Origin of the sequence: Robbsia sp. KACC 23696, from assembly GCF_039852015.1 — a bacterium.
Lineage (GTDB): Bacteria > Pseudomonadota > Gammaproteobacteria > Burkholderiales > Burkholderiaceae > Robbsia.
The window spans coordinates 307244-324005 of sequence record NZ_CP156626.1; the positions used below are offsets into that span (position 1 = coordinate 307244).

15 protein-coding genes and 1 tRNA gene are annotated in these 16762 nt (G+C 62.4%); 12 read left to right on the forward strand and 4 right to left on the reverse strand.

What is annotated here, in order from left to right; all coding sequences use genetic code 11:
- Positions 1–10: 10 nt before the first annotated feature.
- Entirely contained in the window at positions 11–1009 is a 999-nt protein-coding gene (locus ABEG21_RS01185; protein WP_347555484.1) for a glycosyltransferase family 9 protein, read from the reverse strand.
- Between the two features lie 285 nt (positions 1010–1294).
- On the opposite strand from ABEG21_RS01185, the gene ABEG21_RS01190 reads away from it, so the two are divergent.
- The gene (locus ABEG21_RS01190) at positions 1295–1888 is read left to right on the forward strand and encodes a DUF4337 domain-containing protein (RefSeq protein ID WP_347555485.1); all 594 of its coding nucleotides are present in this window, start codon (positions 1295–1297) and stop codon (positions 1886–1888) included.
- A gap of 3 nt (positions 1889–1891) precedes the next feature.
- On the opposite strand, the gene ABEG21_RS01195 is transcribed toward ABEG21_RS01190, so the two are convergent.
- Entirely contained in the window at positions 1892–3331 is a 1440-nt protein-coding gene (locus ABEG21_RS01195) for a dienelactone hydrolase family protein (protein WP_347555486.1), read from the reverse strand.
- 27 nt (positions 3332–3358) lie between these two features.
- Positions 3359–4009: an exonuclease gene (locus ABEG21_RS01200; protein ID WP_347555487.1), complete on the reverse strand. Its 651-nt coding sequence runs from the start codon at positions 4007–4009 to the stop codon at positions 3359–3361.
- A 1393-nt stretch (positions 4010–5402) separates the two neighbouring features.
- Here ABEG21_RS01200 and ABEG21_RS01205 point away from each other — a divergent pair.
- Positions 5403–5978, forward strand: coding sequence for a septal ring lytic transglycosylase RlpA family protein (locus ABEG21_RS01205; protein WP_347556558.1), 576 nt, complete (start codon positions 5403–5405; stop codon positions 5976–5978).
- Positions 5979–6089: 111 nt separating this feature from the next.
- On the opposite strand, the gene rsmI is transcribed toward ABEG21_RS01205, so the two are convergent.
- A complete protein-coding gene (gene rsmI / locus ABEG21_RS01210) occupies positions 6090–7016 on the reverse strand; it encodes a 16S rRNA (cytidine(1402)-2'-O)-methyltransferase (RefSeq protein ID WP_347556559.1) in 927 nt (308 codons plus the stop codon).
- Between the two features lie 218 nt (positions 7017–7234).
- Here rsmI and ABEG21_RS01215 point away from each other — a divergent pair, with 218 nt between their 5' ends.
- From ABEG21_RS01215 to ABEG21_RS01260, 10 genes are all read left to right on the forward strand, one after another.
- Positions 7235–7654: a YraN family protein gene (locus ABEG21_RS01215; protein ID WP_347555488.1), complete on the forward strand. Its 420-nt coding sequence runs from the start codon at positions 7235–7237 to the stop codon at positions 7652–7654.
- A gap of 439 nt (positions 7655–8093) precedes the next feature.
- Positions 8094–8681, forward strand: coding sequence for an SIS domain-containing protein (locus ABEG21_RS01220; protein ID WP_347555489.1), 588 nt, complete (start codon positions 8094–8096; stop codon positions 8679–8681).
- Between the two features lie 63 nt (positions 8682–8744).
- Positions 8745–9605 carry a BON domain-containing protein gene (locus ABEG21_RS01225; RefSeq protein ID WP_347555490.1) on the forward strand — a complete coding sequence of 287 codons (861 nt, stop codon included), beginning with the start codon at positions 8745–8747 and terminating at the stop codon, positions 9603–9605.
- 136 nt (positions 9606–9741) lie between these two features.
- Positions 9742–10092 (forward strand): c-type cytochrome, encoded by a 351-nt coding sequence (locus ABEG21_RS01230; protein ID WP_347555491.1) that lies wholly within the window; start codon positions 9742–9744, stop codon positions 10090–10092.
- A 55-nt stretch (positions 10093–10147) separates the two neighbouring features.
- Positions 10148–10223 (forward strand) — tRNA-Ala (locus ABEG21_RS01235).
- An 850-nt stretch (positions 10224–11073) separates the two neighbouring features.
- The gene (locus ABEG21_RS01240; protein WP_347555492.1) at positions 11074–12138 is read left to right on the forward strand and encodes a sugar ABC transporter substrate-binding protein; all 1065 of its coding nucleotides are present in this window, start codon (positions 11074–11076) and stop codon (positions 12136–12138) included.
- Positions 12139–12220: 82 nt separating this feature from the next.
- Positions 12221–13048, forward strand: coding sequence for an ATP-binding cassette domain-containing protein (locus tag ABEG21_RS01245; protein WP_347556560.1), 828 nt, complete (start codon positions 12221–12223; stop codon positions 13046–13048).
- A 2-nt stretch (positions 13049–13050) separates the two neighbouring features.
- Positions 13051–14304, forward strand: coding sequence for a sugar ABC transporter permease (locus tag ABEG21_RS01250; protein ID WP_347555493.1), 1254 nt, complete (start codon positions 13051–13053; stop codon positions 14302–14304).
- A 24-nt stretch (positions 14305–14328) separates the two neighbouring features.
- Positions 14329–15057 carry an SDR family oxidoreductase gene (locus ABEG21_RS01255; RefSeq protein ID WP_347555494.1) on the forward strand — a complete coding sequence of 243 codons (729 nt, stop codon included), beginning with the start codon at positions 14329–14331 and terminating at the stop codon, positions 15055–15057.
- A 4-nt stretch (positions 15058–15061) separates the two neighbouring features.
- Positions 15062–16696: an FGGY-family carbohydrate kinase gene (locus tag ABEG21_RS01260; protein WP_347555495.1), complete on the forward strand. Its 1635-nt coding sequence runs from the start codon at positions 15062–15064 to the stop codon at positions 16694–16696.
- The last annotated feature ends 66 nt before the right edge of the window (positions 16697–16762 follow it).

Below are 16762 nucleotides of genomic sequence, written 5' to 3' on the forward strand. Positions count from 1 at the left end.
GCCGGGACGCTCATGGCGTTTCGATTGTACGCCGTTGGCGATCGAACGCTGCCAGGACACGCGAAACCGGCATCAATCCGCGCCAGTAGCGCTCCTTCCATTTCGTTGTCGGCAGCAGCGGCATGGGCAGGACGACCATGTTGTAGGCGTTCGATGCCGTGGTTGCAGCAGGCGCGAGGAGGGCGTCGGGGCGCCTGTCCGCGTCTGCCCGCGTCGTGCTATCGGCCGCGTGACGGCGCGGATGCCAGCGTTGCGCCAGTCCCTTGCGGGGGAATACCGACAGCGTGGGGATATCGAGGGCCGATGCGAGATGGCCGATACCGGAGTCGTTGCCGATGAACCAGCCCGACGTGTAAAGGAAGCTGGCCAGGTCCGGCAATGCGGCAAACGCGGCCACGTCGATCCCCTCCGCGCGCCGACGCCAGGCGTCCGCGTCGTCCGGAGGCACGGCAAAACACGGTTGCAGGCCACGACGCTGCAAGCCTTGCGCGAGGCGCACGAACTTGGCGGCGTCCCAGGTCTTGAACGTGTTGCTGGCGACCGGGTGAATCACGACACGTCTGGCATGCTCGCGATGGTGCAGCGGGCCAGGCGGGCGCATGCCATTACCCAGCGGCCGAGCGACGCCGGCGCTGTCCGCCGCCGTATCGCGCAGGCCGAGATGGGTCCGTCCCGCCGCCATCAAGGCGAACAGGACGTGCGCACGACTATAAAAGCCGGGGAGCTCGACCAGACGCAGGAGACGCGGGGCCGCGATCGGATCGTCGGCCAACAGGCGGCCGGCCATCGGTCGGGGAAACATCTGCACGATCCGGGCGAAGCTGCCGAGCAAGACATCGCGGGCGGCGTCGTCGATCGGATCCGGCAGATAGCGGTCCGCGGGAATATCGGGGAACCAGTGCCGGAGCGGATAAATCACGCCGCCGATCAGCGTCAAATCGTCGCCCTGACGCAACAAATCGCGTAGCAGGACCATCAGGTACATCGAGTCGCCGATGGCATGCGGCATGACGACTCCGATACGCGTTGCTTTCTGCATTCTCGTCGGTAAATGGCTGTCTGGACGGGAGTTTATCGCGATATTGGCCGGAGCAACGAAGCGGCGGCGTTGGCAACGCGGGTAGACGGCGTCGCCGATTCAGCGGGCGCCGGTGTCAACCGGTCGCTGCCACGGCGCGTTGTCTCGGGAAGAATTTTGAGATTATGCAGATTGCTCGTTTCGTGCACCGTCCAACGGTTAGCGGGGCGAACGGGCCGGACGTCGTCCGCCATCCCCTTTTCTATCGAAAACGTCATGTCTGAAGAGTACGAGATCCACGGGCCGCACGATCATGCGGTCGAGCACGCCGGCCATGCCCATGCCGAGGGTCATGAGCAGGATCGTGGCGCCGCGTGGATGGCCGTGATGACGGCTGTGCTGGCCAGTGTCGGCGCGATTTTTTCGTATCAGAGCGGCACGAACGAAAATCAGGCGCTGTACTACAAGAACGAAGCCGCGATCCGGAAGACCGAGGCATCGAATCAGTGGGCCTATTACCAGGCCAAGGGCGAGAAGCAGAACCTTGCCGAACTGGGCGCGGCGTTGACGGCGTCGAATCCCGAGATGCTGGCGAAGTTCCAGGCCGATGTGCAGAAGTACCGTACGGAGAAGCAGCCGATCCGCGCGAATGCGGAAGCGATCGAGAAGCAGGTCAAGATCGATGACGAGCGCAGCGAATCGCTGATGCATCACCATCATCGGTGGGCGCAGGCGACCACGGCGATTCAGATCTCGATCGGTCTGGCCGCTGTCGCGTTGTTGACGCGGCGCCGCTGGATGCGTTTCCTCTCCGTCGGCGTCGCGGCGGTCGGCGTTGCAACAGGCTGCATCGCGCTGTTCGCGCATTAAGGCCTAGGAAGGCGTACGGTCGATCAGTTCGTTCGATGGCAAATCTTCATTGACGATCTTGCGGGCGCATTCGATGCCCGCCACCGGCTGCGCATCGGCGGCCATTCGACCGATCTGCACCAGCACGCTCGCCTGATCCCAGTAGGTCTGCAGTCGATGAATCTTCTCGCCGCGGAAGGTCACGACGCAGACCAGCGGGACTTCAATATAGCGCTGCGTGGGGGCGACCCCCGGCAGCAACCAATCGATCACATTGCTGTGCGTCAGCGACAGCAAGGCCTCCTCGACCAGCTGCGTCGCGCCGACGGTGCGTGACAACGGCAGCATCCGCGTGTCGGCCGGCATCTGTCCGACGAAATGGTCGCGATAGAACGCCGCCACGCCTTCCCGGCCAGCGCCGCCCGTGCGCGTGGGTACGTGATTCAGATAGGGCGCATCGACGAGTCCCTCCATGATCGCGTCCACATCCTTCTCGTCCATCGTCTGGCGCACATGGGTATCCCATAGCAGCGACAGATCGAAGTACGGTCCCATCTCGCGCTTCAGCGCGCCCATCGTTCTCTGGTGGGCGATGGTCGCGGCCGGACGGTTGTACGAGTCCGTGCCCCGACGCGCAAAGCCTCGTTCGGCGCGCGGATAGACGTAGACCTCGACATTACGAGACGCGGCGAAATGCGCCGCGATGGCATCGCGGTCGGTATCGGTGACGAATTTGTCGTTGTCCGGCAGATGCAGCACCAAGCGGCCGGATGCCTTATCCGCTTCGTCGAGATGTTCTTCGATGCCGGTGCCGTAATACGACACGCCGCACCCGACGCCTTCGAGCCGGCAGGCGGCCAGATAAGCCAGCCGGCCACCGAGCGAATAGCCGACGACCGACAGGCCGCCGGGCGCTTCGCCCTTGTTCGGGCCGACCGGCGCCGTATCGTGTCGTGCGTCTTTGTCCAGGCTCGCTGCCGCAGTGCCGCGACGGCCGCGCCATAATGCCGCGCCGGCGCTGAGCAGACCACGGCCTGATTCCCGCGGCGCTTCCGTCGGCGCATCGCTGCGCTCACTGCGATCGCTTCGATCGCGGCGGGCGGCGACCGATGCCGTCGTCTCATCGCGGACTTCGGGGCGGCCGCGCAGCGCTTCCAGCGTGGCCGCGATGTCGTCGACGCCCAGATCGAAGTCGTAGGCCTGGCTCAGGCGATAGGCGCGCTGCCAATCGCCGCTGGTGTAGTCGAATTCGAGTGCCGCCTCTTCGCGCCAGTACAGGTCCGGCACAGCCACCACATAGCCTTCCTCGGCGTAGATATTGGCCAGTTCACGCATGGTGCCGTTCGCGCCGAAGATCTCATGGCAGAGTACGAGGCCGGGGCCCGTGCCACGCGGTGGCAGCGCCAGATAGGCGCGGAAATGCCCGCCGTCTTTCGACGGAATCGTAATGTACTCGGAGGCCATCGGCCTTCTCCCTCTTGCTTCGTGCGTTCAGTATCGCGCATCCGGATGGACGCGCCCATCCCCGTCGCGGGGGGCGTCCAGCGGATCGGCCAGGCGCGGCTCGCGTTGTTCGCGTGCCGCATGTTCCTTGCGCAGATCGGCCAGCATATTGCAGAACAGCGCGCCTTGTTCGATCGCGTCGTCGAGCGCGATATGCGTATGCGGCAGGTCGTCGAACCAGTGACGCGGGAATCGGGGCTTGATGCTCTTGCGGAATGGCAGGCCGGTCATCGCAAAGGCGAGGGTCTTGATGTCCAGCGCAGACCAGGAGAAAGGGCAGCGATCGACGAAGCGCATCATGTACCAGAACATGAAGGTGAAATCGAATCCGGCGGGAAATGCGACGAATACCGGCTTGCCGGGCAAGGCCTCGACCCATTCGACATAGGCCGGCAGGACATCCTCCGGCTTGCGGAGGTCAGTGCGGCAGGCCGCCCACGCGTCCGGCTGGGTCTTCCACCACGCCGCCTGCGTCGGGTGGGCGTCGGCGCCAGGCAGCGTTTCCAGATTGGCCGAGAACGTGGCGATCAATCGCTTGTCCGCCGTGTAGGCGGCCGATGCGAAGCTCAGCATCGAATGGGGGCCGGGGATGGGTCCGTCCGCCTCGACATCGGTGCTGACATAGATCTCTTCGCTCATCGGGCAATGCTCCATCGGTTACGGTCTAGGGTTTACTGCGTATTTCAAAAAGTGCAGGAACTGCAAATCATTGTAACGACAACATGCACAGCCGCACGGCTGTCTTAAAGTAGCGCAATCCGTGGGGCGGGCGGTCTTATTTCCCGCAGCCGCGTGCGGGTTAAGGGGCATGAACAAGCATTATTCAGCCTCGTTTTTGCTGTTTTCGGTCTAATCGTGGCAAATAAGCGCGTAATAGTTGCCGATTTCACCGTTAATCGGCCGTCAAAAGCGGCTGAGGAATGAGTTCGGGTATAATCCGTTCACACGCTGCGTGCGTGTTCTCATTTTGTCCATCAAACGGCGCGAACGAGCGTGCCGGCTGATGAACAGCCAAGCATCAGTTGCCGTTGCGCAGACGGATCTTACGCTGCCGGTATATCGCGTTTTTAGCCTAGCGATATCCGGCCAGTCGACGATCCGGCAGTTCTGCGCGGCGGCGATGAGTTTCCCGCGCCGACCTTGTGTCGGTGCAACACGTTCCACCCGGGCTCGTTGCAACGCGGCATGCGTGCCGACGATTGACGAGACAGTTCTTGCTGCGTGTCACCTGACACGTCGTCCGGGGGAGCCAAGCGTTGTCGTGGTGTGGTGACAGCTGGCGGACGGTGCGTTCTGTATGAGCGTTTCCGTGTTCGATCAAACCAGTCTGCGATCCACACCGCCGATGCGGAATCGGGAGGGCGTAGGCCGTCATCCCGTCCTGTCGTCGGAGACAACGCGTTGGAGTCTGGTGATAACGACCGATATGCGGTTGCGCCAGACGTGAAAATAACCGGGTGGAGACGGTCATAGAGCCGTTACCGGTGCTTCAGCAGAGAAGTGGAACGGGCAGGTTCACGCGCCTGGCGCGATGCGTTGCATCGCGAGGGGACGCGTGACTTGTCCGCATTGCACAGCGCATTCGGCTCCTGACGAGTCGTGATGCACTGCGCAATGGCCCTCCCTTGCCGTGGCGGTGTCGTCCCTACGTTTCATGGACGACCCTACCGCGGTCATCTGCCGTCGTGCCGGCCACCCTGAGCGTCCCGTCGTCGTTTGATGGACCGCTCAGCCATAGGTGAACGGCACGTCTATGAACGCACGACTGACCCGCCGCGTCGGCTTTTCCCTGATGGGACAAGCTGCCGTGAGCATCCTGGCCACGCTGGTGGTGGCCGGTTGCGCCACGCAGCCCGACGGCGACACGATCAGCCAGAACTCGCTTCGGCTAGATGGCATCCGCACGATCCATGCCACGTCCGAGGCGCCCGCTGCCGGAACGCGCAATGCGCTGTTGTCCGACTCCTTGCGCCATACCTTGGCCGAGATGAAGGTGCCGCCGCTGACGGCCGGCGTGGCGGATCGCTATGCGATGACGTCCTGCGTGGAAACCGCCGGTCAACCGGCGAAGCGCGCCCATCCGAACTGTGCCGTGCCCGGCCAGCAAGGGTCGATCGCGCAGCAATTGGCGGATCTTGCCGATTCGACCGCGCTGGCGAGCAATGACGACGACGATGATCTGACCACCGCATCCGACGATGCCGCGGGCCGCGATGGCGCGCTGTCGAATGCAGCCCCGATCACGGCCGATATTCCCGATACGTCGAACTTCCACCAGACCGGCAATGCCTCGTGGTACGGCACCCGCTTCCACGGGCGCAAGACGGCTAGCGGCGAGCGTTACGACATGCATGAATTCACGGCGGCGCATCGCAGCCTGCCGCTGATGAGCTATGTTCGCGTGATCAATACGCAGAATCACCGCTCGGTCATCGTCAAGATCAACGATCGCGGTCCGTTCAGCCGTCATCGCGTATTGGATCTGTCCTCGGCGGCCGCTGCGGCCTTGGGCATGCAGAACCGCGGTACCGGCAAGGTGGAAATTGTCGGTATGTCGCCGTCCGAGGCCCGCGCGGCCTTGACGCAACCGATGCTCGCATCGAACTGATTCGCTGTCGGATCGGCTGGCCACTCAGCCAGCGTCCGATAGCGGGGCCTGGCTGGATGGCCATCGTCCAGTCGGTGATCGCCCGATAGACCGTCGCGCCCTTACTGGCGGTCACTCCGCCCCGTCTTCTTCCCCGTCGTCTTCTTCCTGATCCTCTGCCGCCGCACTGCTCCACGACAACGCGCGTGTATAGAGCGCATTGCGCGACGCGCCCGTTACTTTTGCCGCGACGCGTGCCGCTGCGCTGACCGGCAGCTCCTCCAGCAGCGCGCGTAGCAGGGGATCGTGTGCGTCCAGACCGCCTTCCTCGGCATCGGCCGATGCGCCCTCGATCACCAAAACGAACTCACCGCGCCGCCGATTTGCATCGGCAGCCAGCCAATCTGGCCCTTCGGCTAGCGTGCATACGTGCAGGCTCTCATGTAATTTCGTCAATTCCCGCCCGATCAATACACGGCGCTCCCCGCCCAGCGCGTCGCGCGCCGCGGCCAGCATGTCGTCGATCCGATGCGGGGCTTCGTAGCACACGAGGGCATGCCGATGGTGCGCCAGCGATTGCAGCGCGCTGGCGCGTTGCTTCGGCTTCGATGGCAGGAAGCCGATGAAGGTGAAGGTCTCGGCCCAAGCGCCTGCCGCGCTGAGTGCGGTGATCGCGGCGCTCGCACCGGGCAGCGGTACGACCGGATAGCCCTGCGCGCGAGCGGCCTCGACGAGGCGGGCGCCCGGATCCGAAATGCCGGGCGTGCCGGCATCGGAGACGAAAGCGACGCGTTCGCCCGCCGCGAGATGCGACAGGATGCGCTCGGCGGCTTCGCGCTCGTTGTGCTGATGCGCGGCGATCAACGGTTTGGAGATCCCGTAACGCGTCAGCAATTGGCCGGTGTTGCGCGTGTCTTCGGCGGCGATCCGGTCGCAGAGGCCGAGCAGATGGCGTGCGCGAAACGTGATGTCGGCGGCATTGCCGATCGGGGTGGCGACGATATAGAGGGCCGGAGCCGGATAGTCCTGTCCCTGCGCGAGGCGATTGACGTCGGACAACGCGGTCGAGACGGCGCCGGACGATGTCGCCGCGGTCGGCGTGTCGGCGACCGGCGAGGGGGCCGGTGAGGCAGCGACAGGCGATCCGGAGGGCGAGGAGGCAGGCGAGTGGATATCGGGCACCGGGAGGAATTCCTAAGAGGCGCGTGGGCGCGAATGCGGTATTGCCCGCGTATTGTCGCACGGCGTCAGGAGGGCTTGGCGGAGGGGGAAGGCAAATGGAACGTAAGGAACAGCGGCCGGTGACCGCCGCGTCGAATCAGACCTCGTCCGATGCCGGGATGTCGAAAACGGCGCGCGGCGCGATGTACGAGACGCGCGCCTGCGACTATTTGACGGGGCGAGGCTTACGCCTGCTGGCGCGAAATGTCCGGCTCTGTGGCGGTGAGATCGATCTGATCATGGCGGACGACCGACGCGGCGAGGTCGTGTTCATCGAGGTGCGTGCGCGCGCCAGCATGCGATTTGGTGGCGCGGCGGCCAGTATCGATTGGCGCAAGCGGCAGCGGATACGGCGCGCGGCCTCGGCGTGGATGCTGCGATGGCGCACCGGCGCACCGCCCTGTCGGTTCGATGTGATCGCGATCGAGGGCGACCGACTCACCTGGCTGCCGGCCGCATTTGACGAAAGCGATTGAAACGTGCGGTACACTCACGAGGCGCGAGTGTCGTCGCCTTTTTAGTGGGCGTTGGATGCCGTGTCAGGCGTGTCGCGCGGCGGCGGGTGGGTTCGCGCGGCAGCAGACGGCCCGTGGCGGTTACGGGCTGATACAAAACAGCGCGCGCTGTTTCGTTAAAAGTGGCGCACGGGTGGGGCACGGCGGTGACGCATGCAGTATGCTGCGCCGTATCCCGTGACGCAGGACATTACCGGTGCAACGTTGCATCGGACAAGAAACGCACGGCGATTGCCCTGGGCGGCGCGCATCCACGCGATGCGGTGGCCCGCGGTATCCGACGGTTTGGCAAAAAACGGTGGTGCGTAAGCGATGACGGGGACGGCGCAAGCCGCGTCGATGCATCGTGAGACTGCCGGTGCCGAGCCACGCACGTGTGCTATGCGGGAATTGTGGCGGCATGTCGATAGAAAGCATACAGAAGCAATTCAATGAAAGCGCCGCTGCGCAGCAGGCGGCGCTGGACGGACTGGCGCACGGTATCTGCGCGGCCGTCGACACGCTGTTCTCGGCGCTCGTCGACAACCACAAGGTGCTGGTCTGCGGCGATGGCGGATCGGCGGCCATTGCCGATCATTTCGCGCGGCAATTGGTGAACCGCTACGAGCGCGAGCGGCCGGGTCTGGCTGCCGTGTCGCTTTCGACGAGCGCCTCGCTGCTGTATGCGGTGGGCGGTCACAGCGATCTCGATCAGCTCTATGCCAAGCAAGTGCGCGCGCTGGGACAGCACGGCGACGTGCTGTTGGCGATCACGGCCGACGGAAACGCCGACAGCGTGATGGCGGCCGTGGTGGCCGCGCATGAGCGCGGCATGCTGGTGGTGGCGATGACTGGCAACGATGGCGGCACGATGCTCGACCTGCTAACGGATACCGATGTGCACTTGAGCGTGAGCACCCAGCGGGTCGCGCGCGTGCATGAGATCCACCTGCTGACGATTCACTGCCTGTGCGACGGCATCGACACGATGCTGCTGGGCGAGGACTGACCGACGACTTGGCGACAGGGCACGGCGGCGCAACAACAAACGAAAACTGGGAGTAATGCACAGATGACGGCAACACGCGGCAGACGCGGATGGGTGGTTCGGGGAGTGACAAGTGCGTTGTTCGCGTTCGGCATTGCCGCGACATTGCAAGGATGTCCGCTGCTGTTGATCGGTGCGGCGGCAGGTGCTGGCGGGGGCGCTTTGGTGGCGACCGATCGTCGGACCGTGGGCACGCAGGCCGACGACCGCGAGATCCAGATTCGTTCCGCCGCGCAGTTGTCGGGCGATCTGCCGCAGGGTTCGCACGCCGATGTGGCCGTGTTCAATCGTCGCGTGCTGGTGGTGGGGGAAGTGCCGACGCCGGCAGCGAAGGAATATGCGACGGCCATCATTCGCAATGTGGCCGATGTCGAGAGCATCGTGAACGAGCTGGCGGTGCAGCCGGCGAGCATGCTCAGTGCGCGCTCGAACGACACGTTCATCACGAGCAAGGTGAAGTCGTCGTTGATCGCCGAGAAGGATTTGTCGGCGAACCACTTCAAGGTGGTGACGGAGCGCGGCACCGTGTATCTGATGGGCTTGGTGACGCGTGCTGAGGGCGCCCGCGCCGCGGACATCGCGAGCCGCGTGCCGGGCGTGACGCAGGTCGTGAAGGCGTATCAATACATCCTGCCGTCGAAGACGACGGACGATGCCTTCATGTCGACGGCGCCGGACCGGACGGCAGGGCCGGATAGTTCCTCGGCCACGCCGGGGGGCGATCCGAGCGCGGATCCCAACAGCGCGGATACGGCCGGCGTCACGACTGGCGCGATTCCGAGCATGGGCGTGACGTCGCAGCCGTTGCAGCAGCAGGCGCCGGCGCCGGTGGGCGAAGCACATTCTCCGGTATCGGGTAATCCAAAGACCACCAAGTTGCCGTAAAAAGATCAAGCCCGGGCGAGATAGCGATTTTTTTTAGAGATAGCCTATCTTCGCTGCCGTGGCATTTAACGATGCGCGTTATGCGATGGCGGAGTGATAACCGCCACGCCCTCTCTCTTTACAGAATCGATCGGATATGAAGAAGCTCGTCTTGAAGTGCGGTGCCGCGACGGGTGCGGCCATATTGATGGTCGCGGCAGCGCCGGCGATGGCCGCGGTGGATGCGACCTCGGCCATGATGCTGGCGATGGGAAATTCCTGCATGGGCTGCCATGCGATCGACCGGAAGATGGTCGGGCCGTCGTTTCAGGACATCGCCAAGAAGTACAAGGGCGACGCGACAGCAGAAGACAAGCTGGCAACGAAGGTGATCAAGGGCGGCGCGGGCGTGTGGGGGATGGTGCCGATGCCGTCGCATCCGGGGCTAAGCCAGGCCGATGCGCATACGATAGTGCAGTGGGTGTTGGAAGGCGCACCGAATAAGTAAGGGGCCCGCCCCGGCTTGTCATCGCATATTGTTGTTGCTAGACTGGTTTTCAGTTGGGGGGGTAGCTCAGCTGGGAGAGCGCCGCGTTCGCAATGCGGAGGTCGGGAGTTCGATCCTCCTCCTCTCCACCACGGTATATAGGTGTCCGCTGCTCGGGGAGCAAAATCTACTTCCGCAGCGTGGGTCCGAAGCGTTTCAAAGCAAACCGCCGACTTTCTAGTCGGCGTTTGTGTTTTTATGGCATCGGTCGCCGGTCATGGTGTGCCTTTCGCTTATGCTCGAAGAGCGCCTCGCGACATTTCCCCGCCACTCAGTCAAAAATGACAAAATTGACGTCGTTTGCCGCTCGGCGTTAGTCGATGGCCCTCTAATTCCCGGTGGATATACTATCGAATAGGCAATCATACGTGGATTAATAATTAGCCATCCAAAATATATTTCAAGCAAAGGCAGTCGTGAAGGGAAAGATATTAGAAGGCATTCTCCTATCGCCCCTAAGCGCACCATACGTAAAAAGGAGCGGGCGCTGCCATGTGGAAAAGTCGCGGGTGACAAGACCATTGCCCGCATTGCAGGCACGTGTCTGATCCCTATTGAGTCGGTCGCGCCGGCCCTGTCTCGCACTCTTATCGAATGAGATCGTAAGGATTGTGCCTTTTTTAATGATCTAATTTAAGAAGCTGCGATTTCTTGTCGACGACCTTAAGTATTAACCCTAGTACAAAAGCTGCGGCAGACAATTGCCACAGCTTTCAGTAATTGATTACTGATAAACCCGGTAATTTTGTTGTATCGTTGTACGCCGAGACAGCATCGCGATGCAGCGTCAATCCCATCCCAATATTTGGGAAAACGTATTAATGCCATCGTCATATGTCGCGAAAAATATCAGCACTGAAATAAAAAAGAGAATCGCTGTTGGTAGCACCGATGAGCCACGGCCGCAAACGCCGGGATTTCTAAGAAAAACGGAGACATGCAATGAAGAGGATGTTCAACAGCCTGAATGCGGTTCGTGCGCTAAGCCTGGCCGTAAGCTTGATCGGCGCGACTGCGGCACACGCGGCCCCCAGCGGCACCGTGGCGTTCCTGATGCCGGACCAGGCTTCCACGCGTTATGAGCAGCACGATTTCCCGGGTTTCAAAGCCGAGATGTCCAAGCTGTGCCCCGCATGCAAGGTCTTATATCAAAACGCGAATGCCGATGTCGCGCAACAGCAGCAGCAATTCAATTCAGTGATTTCGCAGGGCGCCAAGGTCATTGTGCTCGACCCGGTTGACTCGACGGCGGCAGCCTCGCTGGTGCGGATGGCGCAGGCGCAAGGCATAAAAGTGATCGCCTACGATCGGCCCGTTCCGACCACGCCCGCGAATTACTATATTTCGTTCGACAACGAGGGGATCGGTAAGCTGATTTCGCAGTCGCTCGTTCAGCATTTGAAAGACACCGGCGTACCGGCGAGCAAGGGGGGCATTCTCGCCGTGGGCGGTTCCCCGACCGATGCGGCTGCCGGACTGATCAAAAAGGGGATGCACGCGGGCCTGGAAGGCAGCGGCTATAAAACCCTGGCGGAATACGACACCCCGGAATGGGCTCCGCCAAAGGCGCAGCAGTGGGTGAGCGGCCAGATCACCCGCTTTGGTTCACAGATCGTGGGCGTGGTGGCGGCGAACGACGGGACCGCCGGCGGCGCCGTTGCGGCGTTCAAGGCCGCGGGCGTGAACCCGGTGCCGCCTGTCACAGGAAATGACGCAACGCTGGCCGGTTTGCAATTGATCATCTCGGGCGATCAATACAACACGATCTTGAAACCGAGCGAGGTCGTGGCTGCCGCTGCGGCGAAGGTTGCGGTCGCCTATCTCTCCGGCGAGACGCCAAAGGCGGAAACGACGCTGTTCAAAACGCCCTCCCAACTCTTCACGCCCAGCGTGATCACGGCCAAGAATTTGAAGACGGAGGTCGTGGATAAGGGGATCGCATCGGCGAAAGACTTGTGCACCGGGCGATACGCTGCGGGCTGCGCAAGTTTGGGCATCGCGCACTGATTGTCCGTGACATGCCTTGCCGAAAGGCGCGAAGCGGCTCGATAAGCTGAGCCGCTTCTTTCGCATAATGAGATCCCGTCTTATGACTGATAACGACAAACGCTCCGTCACCGCGACGCCGGTTCTAAGCCTGCGCGGGGTGTCGAAAAACTTCGGTGCCGTCTCTGCGTTGACGGATATCGACCTCGATGTGCACGCCGGTGAAGTGGTGGCCCTCGTCGGCGACAACGGCGCGGGAAAATCGACGCTGGTAAAGATCCTGGCGGGCGTGCATCAGCCGACGTCAGGCACGATTCACTTCGACGGCAAAGAGATCGCTTTGTCCACGCCTGGCGCGGCGCTCGATCTGGGGATCGCGACGGTATTTCAAGATCTGGCGCTGTGCGAGAACCTGGATGTGGTTGCCAATATTTATCTAGGGCGCGAGTTGAACGCGCTTCGGCTCGACGAAGTGGCGATGGAGGTGCGCGCGTGGACGCTGCTCAACGAGCTGTCCGCGCGTATTCCCAGCGTACGCGACGTCGTGGCATCGCTATCGGGCGGCCAGCGGCAGACGGTGGCGATCGCACGTTCGCTGCTGCTGGACCCGAAACTCATCATGCTTGATGAGCCCACCGCAGCGTTAGGCGTCGCGCAAACCGCCGAGGTCCTGAATCTGATCGAACGGGTCCGTGATCGCGGTCATGCGGTGATCATGATCAGCCACAACATGGAGGATGTACGTGCGGTGGCGGATCGGATCGTCGTGCTGCGGCTGGGCCGCAACAATGGCATTTTTTATCCAGACTCCTCCAATCAAGAGCTCGTCGCGGCCATTACGGGCGCCACCGAAAATGCGGTTTCGCGGCGCGCGGGAAAGCGCCAGGCAGAGACGGAACGCGCAGACCTCAGCACGGCGGTAAGGGAATGACCATGAGCCACGACAATCAAAACACGCCGGCCCCTTTACTCGATCGTAGCGACGTCCGCGTCAAGCATGCCAGCGGCCTTAAAAGCAGCGTGCTTGCCTTCCTCGCGCGCGTTAAATCCGGCGATCTGGGCTCCTTGCCGGTGGTAGCAGGGCTGATCATTATTTGGTCCGTATTCACCTCGCTTAATCCCGTCTTTTTATCTGCCGACAACCTCGTCAATCTGCTGTTCGATTGTTCCACCGTGGGCGTCATCTCCCTAGGCATTGTCTGCGTGCTGATGGTCGGCCAGATAGATCTTTCCGTTGGCTCCATCAGCGGCTTTGCCTCGGCATTGGTCGGGGTACTGTGGGTCAACGAAGGCTGGCCCGTATTGTTGGCCGTCGTCGCCGCGGTGGCGGTTGGCGCAGCCGTCGGCGCGTTGTACGCCGTGCTGTTCAACCGGCTGGGGATGCCGAGTTTCGTCGCAACGTTGTCCGGCCTGCTGGCCCTCCTGGGTCTGCAACTCTATGTGCTGGGAACGAGCGGATCGATCAATTTGCCGTATGATTCGACCCTGGTGAGCCTGGGGCAATTGATCGTTATTCCGGCCCTTATCTCGTATTTACTGGCGCTGGCGCCGGGTGCCGTGATCCTCGCCGTGGGTATCCGGAACGGGCAGCGTCGACGCTCCATGCATCTGTCGGCACCGTCGGTAAAGGGACTGTTGATCAAGAGTCTGGCGATAACGGTATTGCTGGAAGCCTTCGTGCTCTATCTCAATAAAGGCCGCGGCGTCCCCTTGATGTTCGGTTTGTTTCTGGGACTGTCCGTCGTCATGCAATATGCCTTGACGCGCACACGCTGGGGACGATCCATTAACGCGGTGGGCGGCAACCACGAGGCCGCGCGACGCGCCGGTATCAATGTCCGTGCGATTTACACCAGCGCGTTTGTGTTGTGTGCCAGTCTGGCTGCCCTTGGCGGTGTCCTCACCGCTGCCCGCCTCGCCTCCGCGAGCCAACAGGCGGGAAGCGGCGATGTCAATCTGAACGCCATCGCAGCGGCGGTGATCGGTGGAACCAGTCTTTTCGGGGGACGGGGAAGCGCGTATTCCGCGGTGCTCGGCATCATCGTCATTCAGTCCATCGCGAGCGGTTTGACCTTGTTGAACCTTTCTTCTTCGCTGCGCTTCATGATCACCGGTGCGGTCCTCGCCATCGCCGTGATTGTCGACTCCCTTGCTCGGCGATCTCGCGTGTCTCACGGTCGTTCCTAATCCACTGCTCGACGGAATGTAAAGATGAGTGAATCGCTAAAAGGAAAGGTGGTCGCTATTACCGGCGCGGCTTCCGGAATCGGCCTCGAATGCGCGCGCACGTTTCTGGCCGCAGGGGCGACCGTCGTCCTAATCGATCGCGCGGCCGATAAGCTGACACAGCTTTGTCAGGAACTCGGCCCCGGCGCATTGCCATTGGTCGTGGACTTGCTGAATCCGCGGTCCGTGTCGGCGCTGTTGCCGAACATCCTCACGCTGGCCGGCGGCCTGGATGTTTTTCACGCGAATGCAGGTGCCTATGTGGGAGGCGACGTGGCAGCGGGCAATCCCGATGAGTGGGATCTCGTATTGAACCTGAACGTCAATGCGGCGTTTCGTTCCGTGCATGCCGTCTTGCCGCATATGATTGCGCAGCAATCGGGCGATATTATCTTCACCAGCTCGATCGCGGGCATCGTGCCGGTGGTATGGGAGCCCGTCTACACCGCGTCCAAGTTTGCCGTGCAAGCCTTTGTGCATACCCTTCGGCGACAGTTGTTCAAGCATGGCATACGCGTGGGCGCAGTCGCGCCGGGTCCGGTCGTCACCGCGCTGCTGGACGATTGGCCTAAAGCGAAGATGGAAGAGGCATTGGCGGCTGGCAGTCTGATGCAGGCCAGGGAAGTCGCCGAGTCGGTTCTTTTCATGCTGACACGGCCTCGCAATGTGACGATTCGCGATCTGGTCATTCTGCCGACGAATGTGGATCTCTGACACCATGACGTCATTACCTCCTGCCGCCACGGGCACGGACGCACGTTACGTGATTGGCGTCGACGTCGGAACGGGCAGCGCGCGTGCCGCCATATTCGATCTCGCGGGGCAAATGGTCGCCCTGTCGAAGCGCGACATCACGCTGTATCAAGCAAGCGGCTCGATTGCCGAGCAATCCAGTGCCGAAATTTGGAATGCGGTGTGCTGGGCAGTCAAAGATGCCCTCGCGAACAGCACGCTGGCGCCAGAGGCGATCGTCGGGATCGGCTTTGACGCGACGTGTTCCTTGGTCGTCGTAGGGCAGGAAGGGCGGTCATTGCCCGTTGGCGCATCGGGCGATGCGGCGCGAGACATCATCGTCTGGATGGACCATCGCGCGGTCGGTCAAGCGGACCGCATCAATGCGATCGGGCACGACGTGCTGCAATTCGTCGGCGGCAAGATCTCTCCGGAAATGGAAACGCCCAAGCTGCTCTGGTTACGTGAGAACAAGCCCGAGGTATTCGACGCCGCCTGGCAGTTCTTCGATCTCACCGATTATTTGACGTGGCGCGCGAGTGGCAGCTTATCTCGCTCGACGTGCACCGTCACGTGTAAATGGACTTATCTCGCCCACGAGAACCGCTGGGACGACAGCTATTTCCACGCCGTCGGCCTGGGCGTTCTAGCGGACGAAGACTTCGTGCGGATTGGTCAGCGGGCTGTCGCGCCGGGGACCGCGCTTGGCGAGGGGCTGACCGCCAGCGCGGCGGAGGCGTTGGGCCTAATGGCAGGCACACGCGTCGCGGCAGGCGCGATAGATGCGCACGCGGGCGGGATCGGCACGGTGGGCGCCGCGGGCGATCCGGAGTCCTGTCTCGCCTATGTTTTTGGGACATCGTCCTGCACGATGACCACGACGGCAACGCCGGTTTTTGTGCCGGGCGTGTGGGGGCCGTATTTTTCCGCGATGGTGCCCGAGACCTGGTTGAATGAAGGCGGACAATCCGTCGCCGGCGCTGCCATCGAACAATTGCTATTGATGCATCCCGCAACCGCCGCGGCGCAAGATCGGGCTGCACAGAGCGGGGTTCCGCTGATGGTGACGCTGGCGCACCAGGCGGAAGCGTCGGCGGGCGGGCTGTCCGAAACAGTGTTGCTGGCGAAAGGCGTGCATATCGTCCCGGAGTTTTTAGGAAACCGTGCGCCGATGGCGGATCCGCACGCGCGGGCGGTGATCGCCGGTCTCGGTATGGAACGAGACATGGATAGCCTGATTGCCCTCTACATCGCCGGGATCTGTAGCATTGGTTACGGTCTGCGGCAGATTATCGACGTGCAGACAGCGGCCGGCGCGCCTGTCGATCGGATCGTGATCAGCGGCGGCGCGGGCCGATTGGATCTGATCCGCCAATTGCTGGCCGATGCCACGGGCAAGCCGGTCTTGGCCACGCAAGCGGACGAGCCGGTGTTGTTAGGGGCGGCGATGCTGGGCGCGGTCGCGGCGGGGGAGTTCGATCAACTGCGTGTGGCGATGCGGCAGATGTCCCAGGTCAAAACGCGATACGAACCGTCGGCCGGCAAAATCGCCACGCTGCACATGGCGCGATTCGAGGCATTCAAGCGCTTGCAAAGCGTTGCCAGCGAAATCCATCAATAGCGCTTCATTTCAAGACGGTCCGGCGCGCCCGCTGGACCGATACCAAACGCCGCCTTGTCGTGCTGC

What these genes read in the sequence shown, in the direction of transcription:
- ABEG21_RS01185 (WP_347555484.1), bottom strand. Translation starts at nt 1,009, where the DNA reads ATGCCGCATGCCATCGGCGACTCGATGTACCTGATGGTCCTGCTACGC.
- ABEG21_RS01190 (WP_347555485.1), top strand. Translation starts at nt 1,295, where the DNA reads ATGTCTGAAGAGTACGAGATCCACGGGCCGCACGATCATGCGGTCGAG.
- ABEG21_RS01195 (WP_347555486.1), bottom strand. Translation starts at nt 3,331, where the DNA reads ATGGCCTCCGAGTACATTACGATTCCGTCGAAAGACGGCGGGCATTTC.
- ABEG21_RS01200 (WP_347555487.1), bottom strand. Translation starts at nt 4,009, where the DNA reads ATGAGCGAAGAGATCTATGTCAGCACCGATGTCGAGGCGGACGGACCC.
- ABEG21_RS01205 (WP_347556558.1), top strand. Translation starts at nt 5,403, where the DNA reads ATGACGTCCTGCGTGGAAACCGCCGGTCAACCGGCGAAGCGCGCCCAT.
- ABEG21_RS01215 (WP_347555488.1), top strand. Translation starts at nt 7,235, where the DNA reads ATGGAACGTAAGGAACAGCGGCCGGTGACCGCCGCGTCGAATCAGACC.
- ABEG21_RS01220 (WP_347555489.1), top strand. Translation starts at nt 8,094, where the DNA reads ATGTCGATAGAAAGCATACAGAAGCAATTCAATGAAAGCGCCGCTGCG.
- ABEG21_RS01225 (WP_347555490.1), top strand. Translation starts at nt 8,745, where the DNA reads ATGACGGCAACACGCGGCAGACGCGGATGGGTGGTTCGGGGAGTGACA.
- ABEG21_RS01230 (WP_347555491.1), top strand. Translation starts at nt 9,742, where the DNA reads ATGAAGAAGCTCGTCTTGAAGTGCGGTGCCGCGACGGGTGCGGCCATA.
- ABEG21_RS01240 (WP_347555492.1), top strand. Translation starts at nt 11,074, where the DNA reads ATGAAGAGGATGTTCAACAGCCTGAATGCGGTTCGTGCGCTAAGCCTG.
- ABEG21_RS01245 (WP_347556560.1), top strand. Translation starts at nt 12,221, where the DNA reads ATGACTGATAACGACAAACGCTCCGTCACCGCGACGCCGGTTCTAAGC.
- ABEG21_RS01250 (WP_347555493.1), top strand. Translation starts at nt 13,051, where the DNA reads ATGAGCCACGACAATCAAAACACGCCGGCCCCTTTACTCGATCGTAGC.
- ABEG21_RS01255 (WP_347555494.1), top strand. Translation starts at nt 14,329, where the DNA reads ATGAGTGAATCGCTAAAAGGAAAGGTGGTCGCTATTACCGGCGCGGCT.
- ABEG21_RS01260 (WP_347555495.1), top strand. Translation starts at nt 15,062, where the DNA reads ATGACGTCATTACCTCCTGCCGCCACGGGCACGGACGCACGTTACGTG.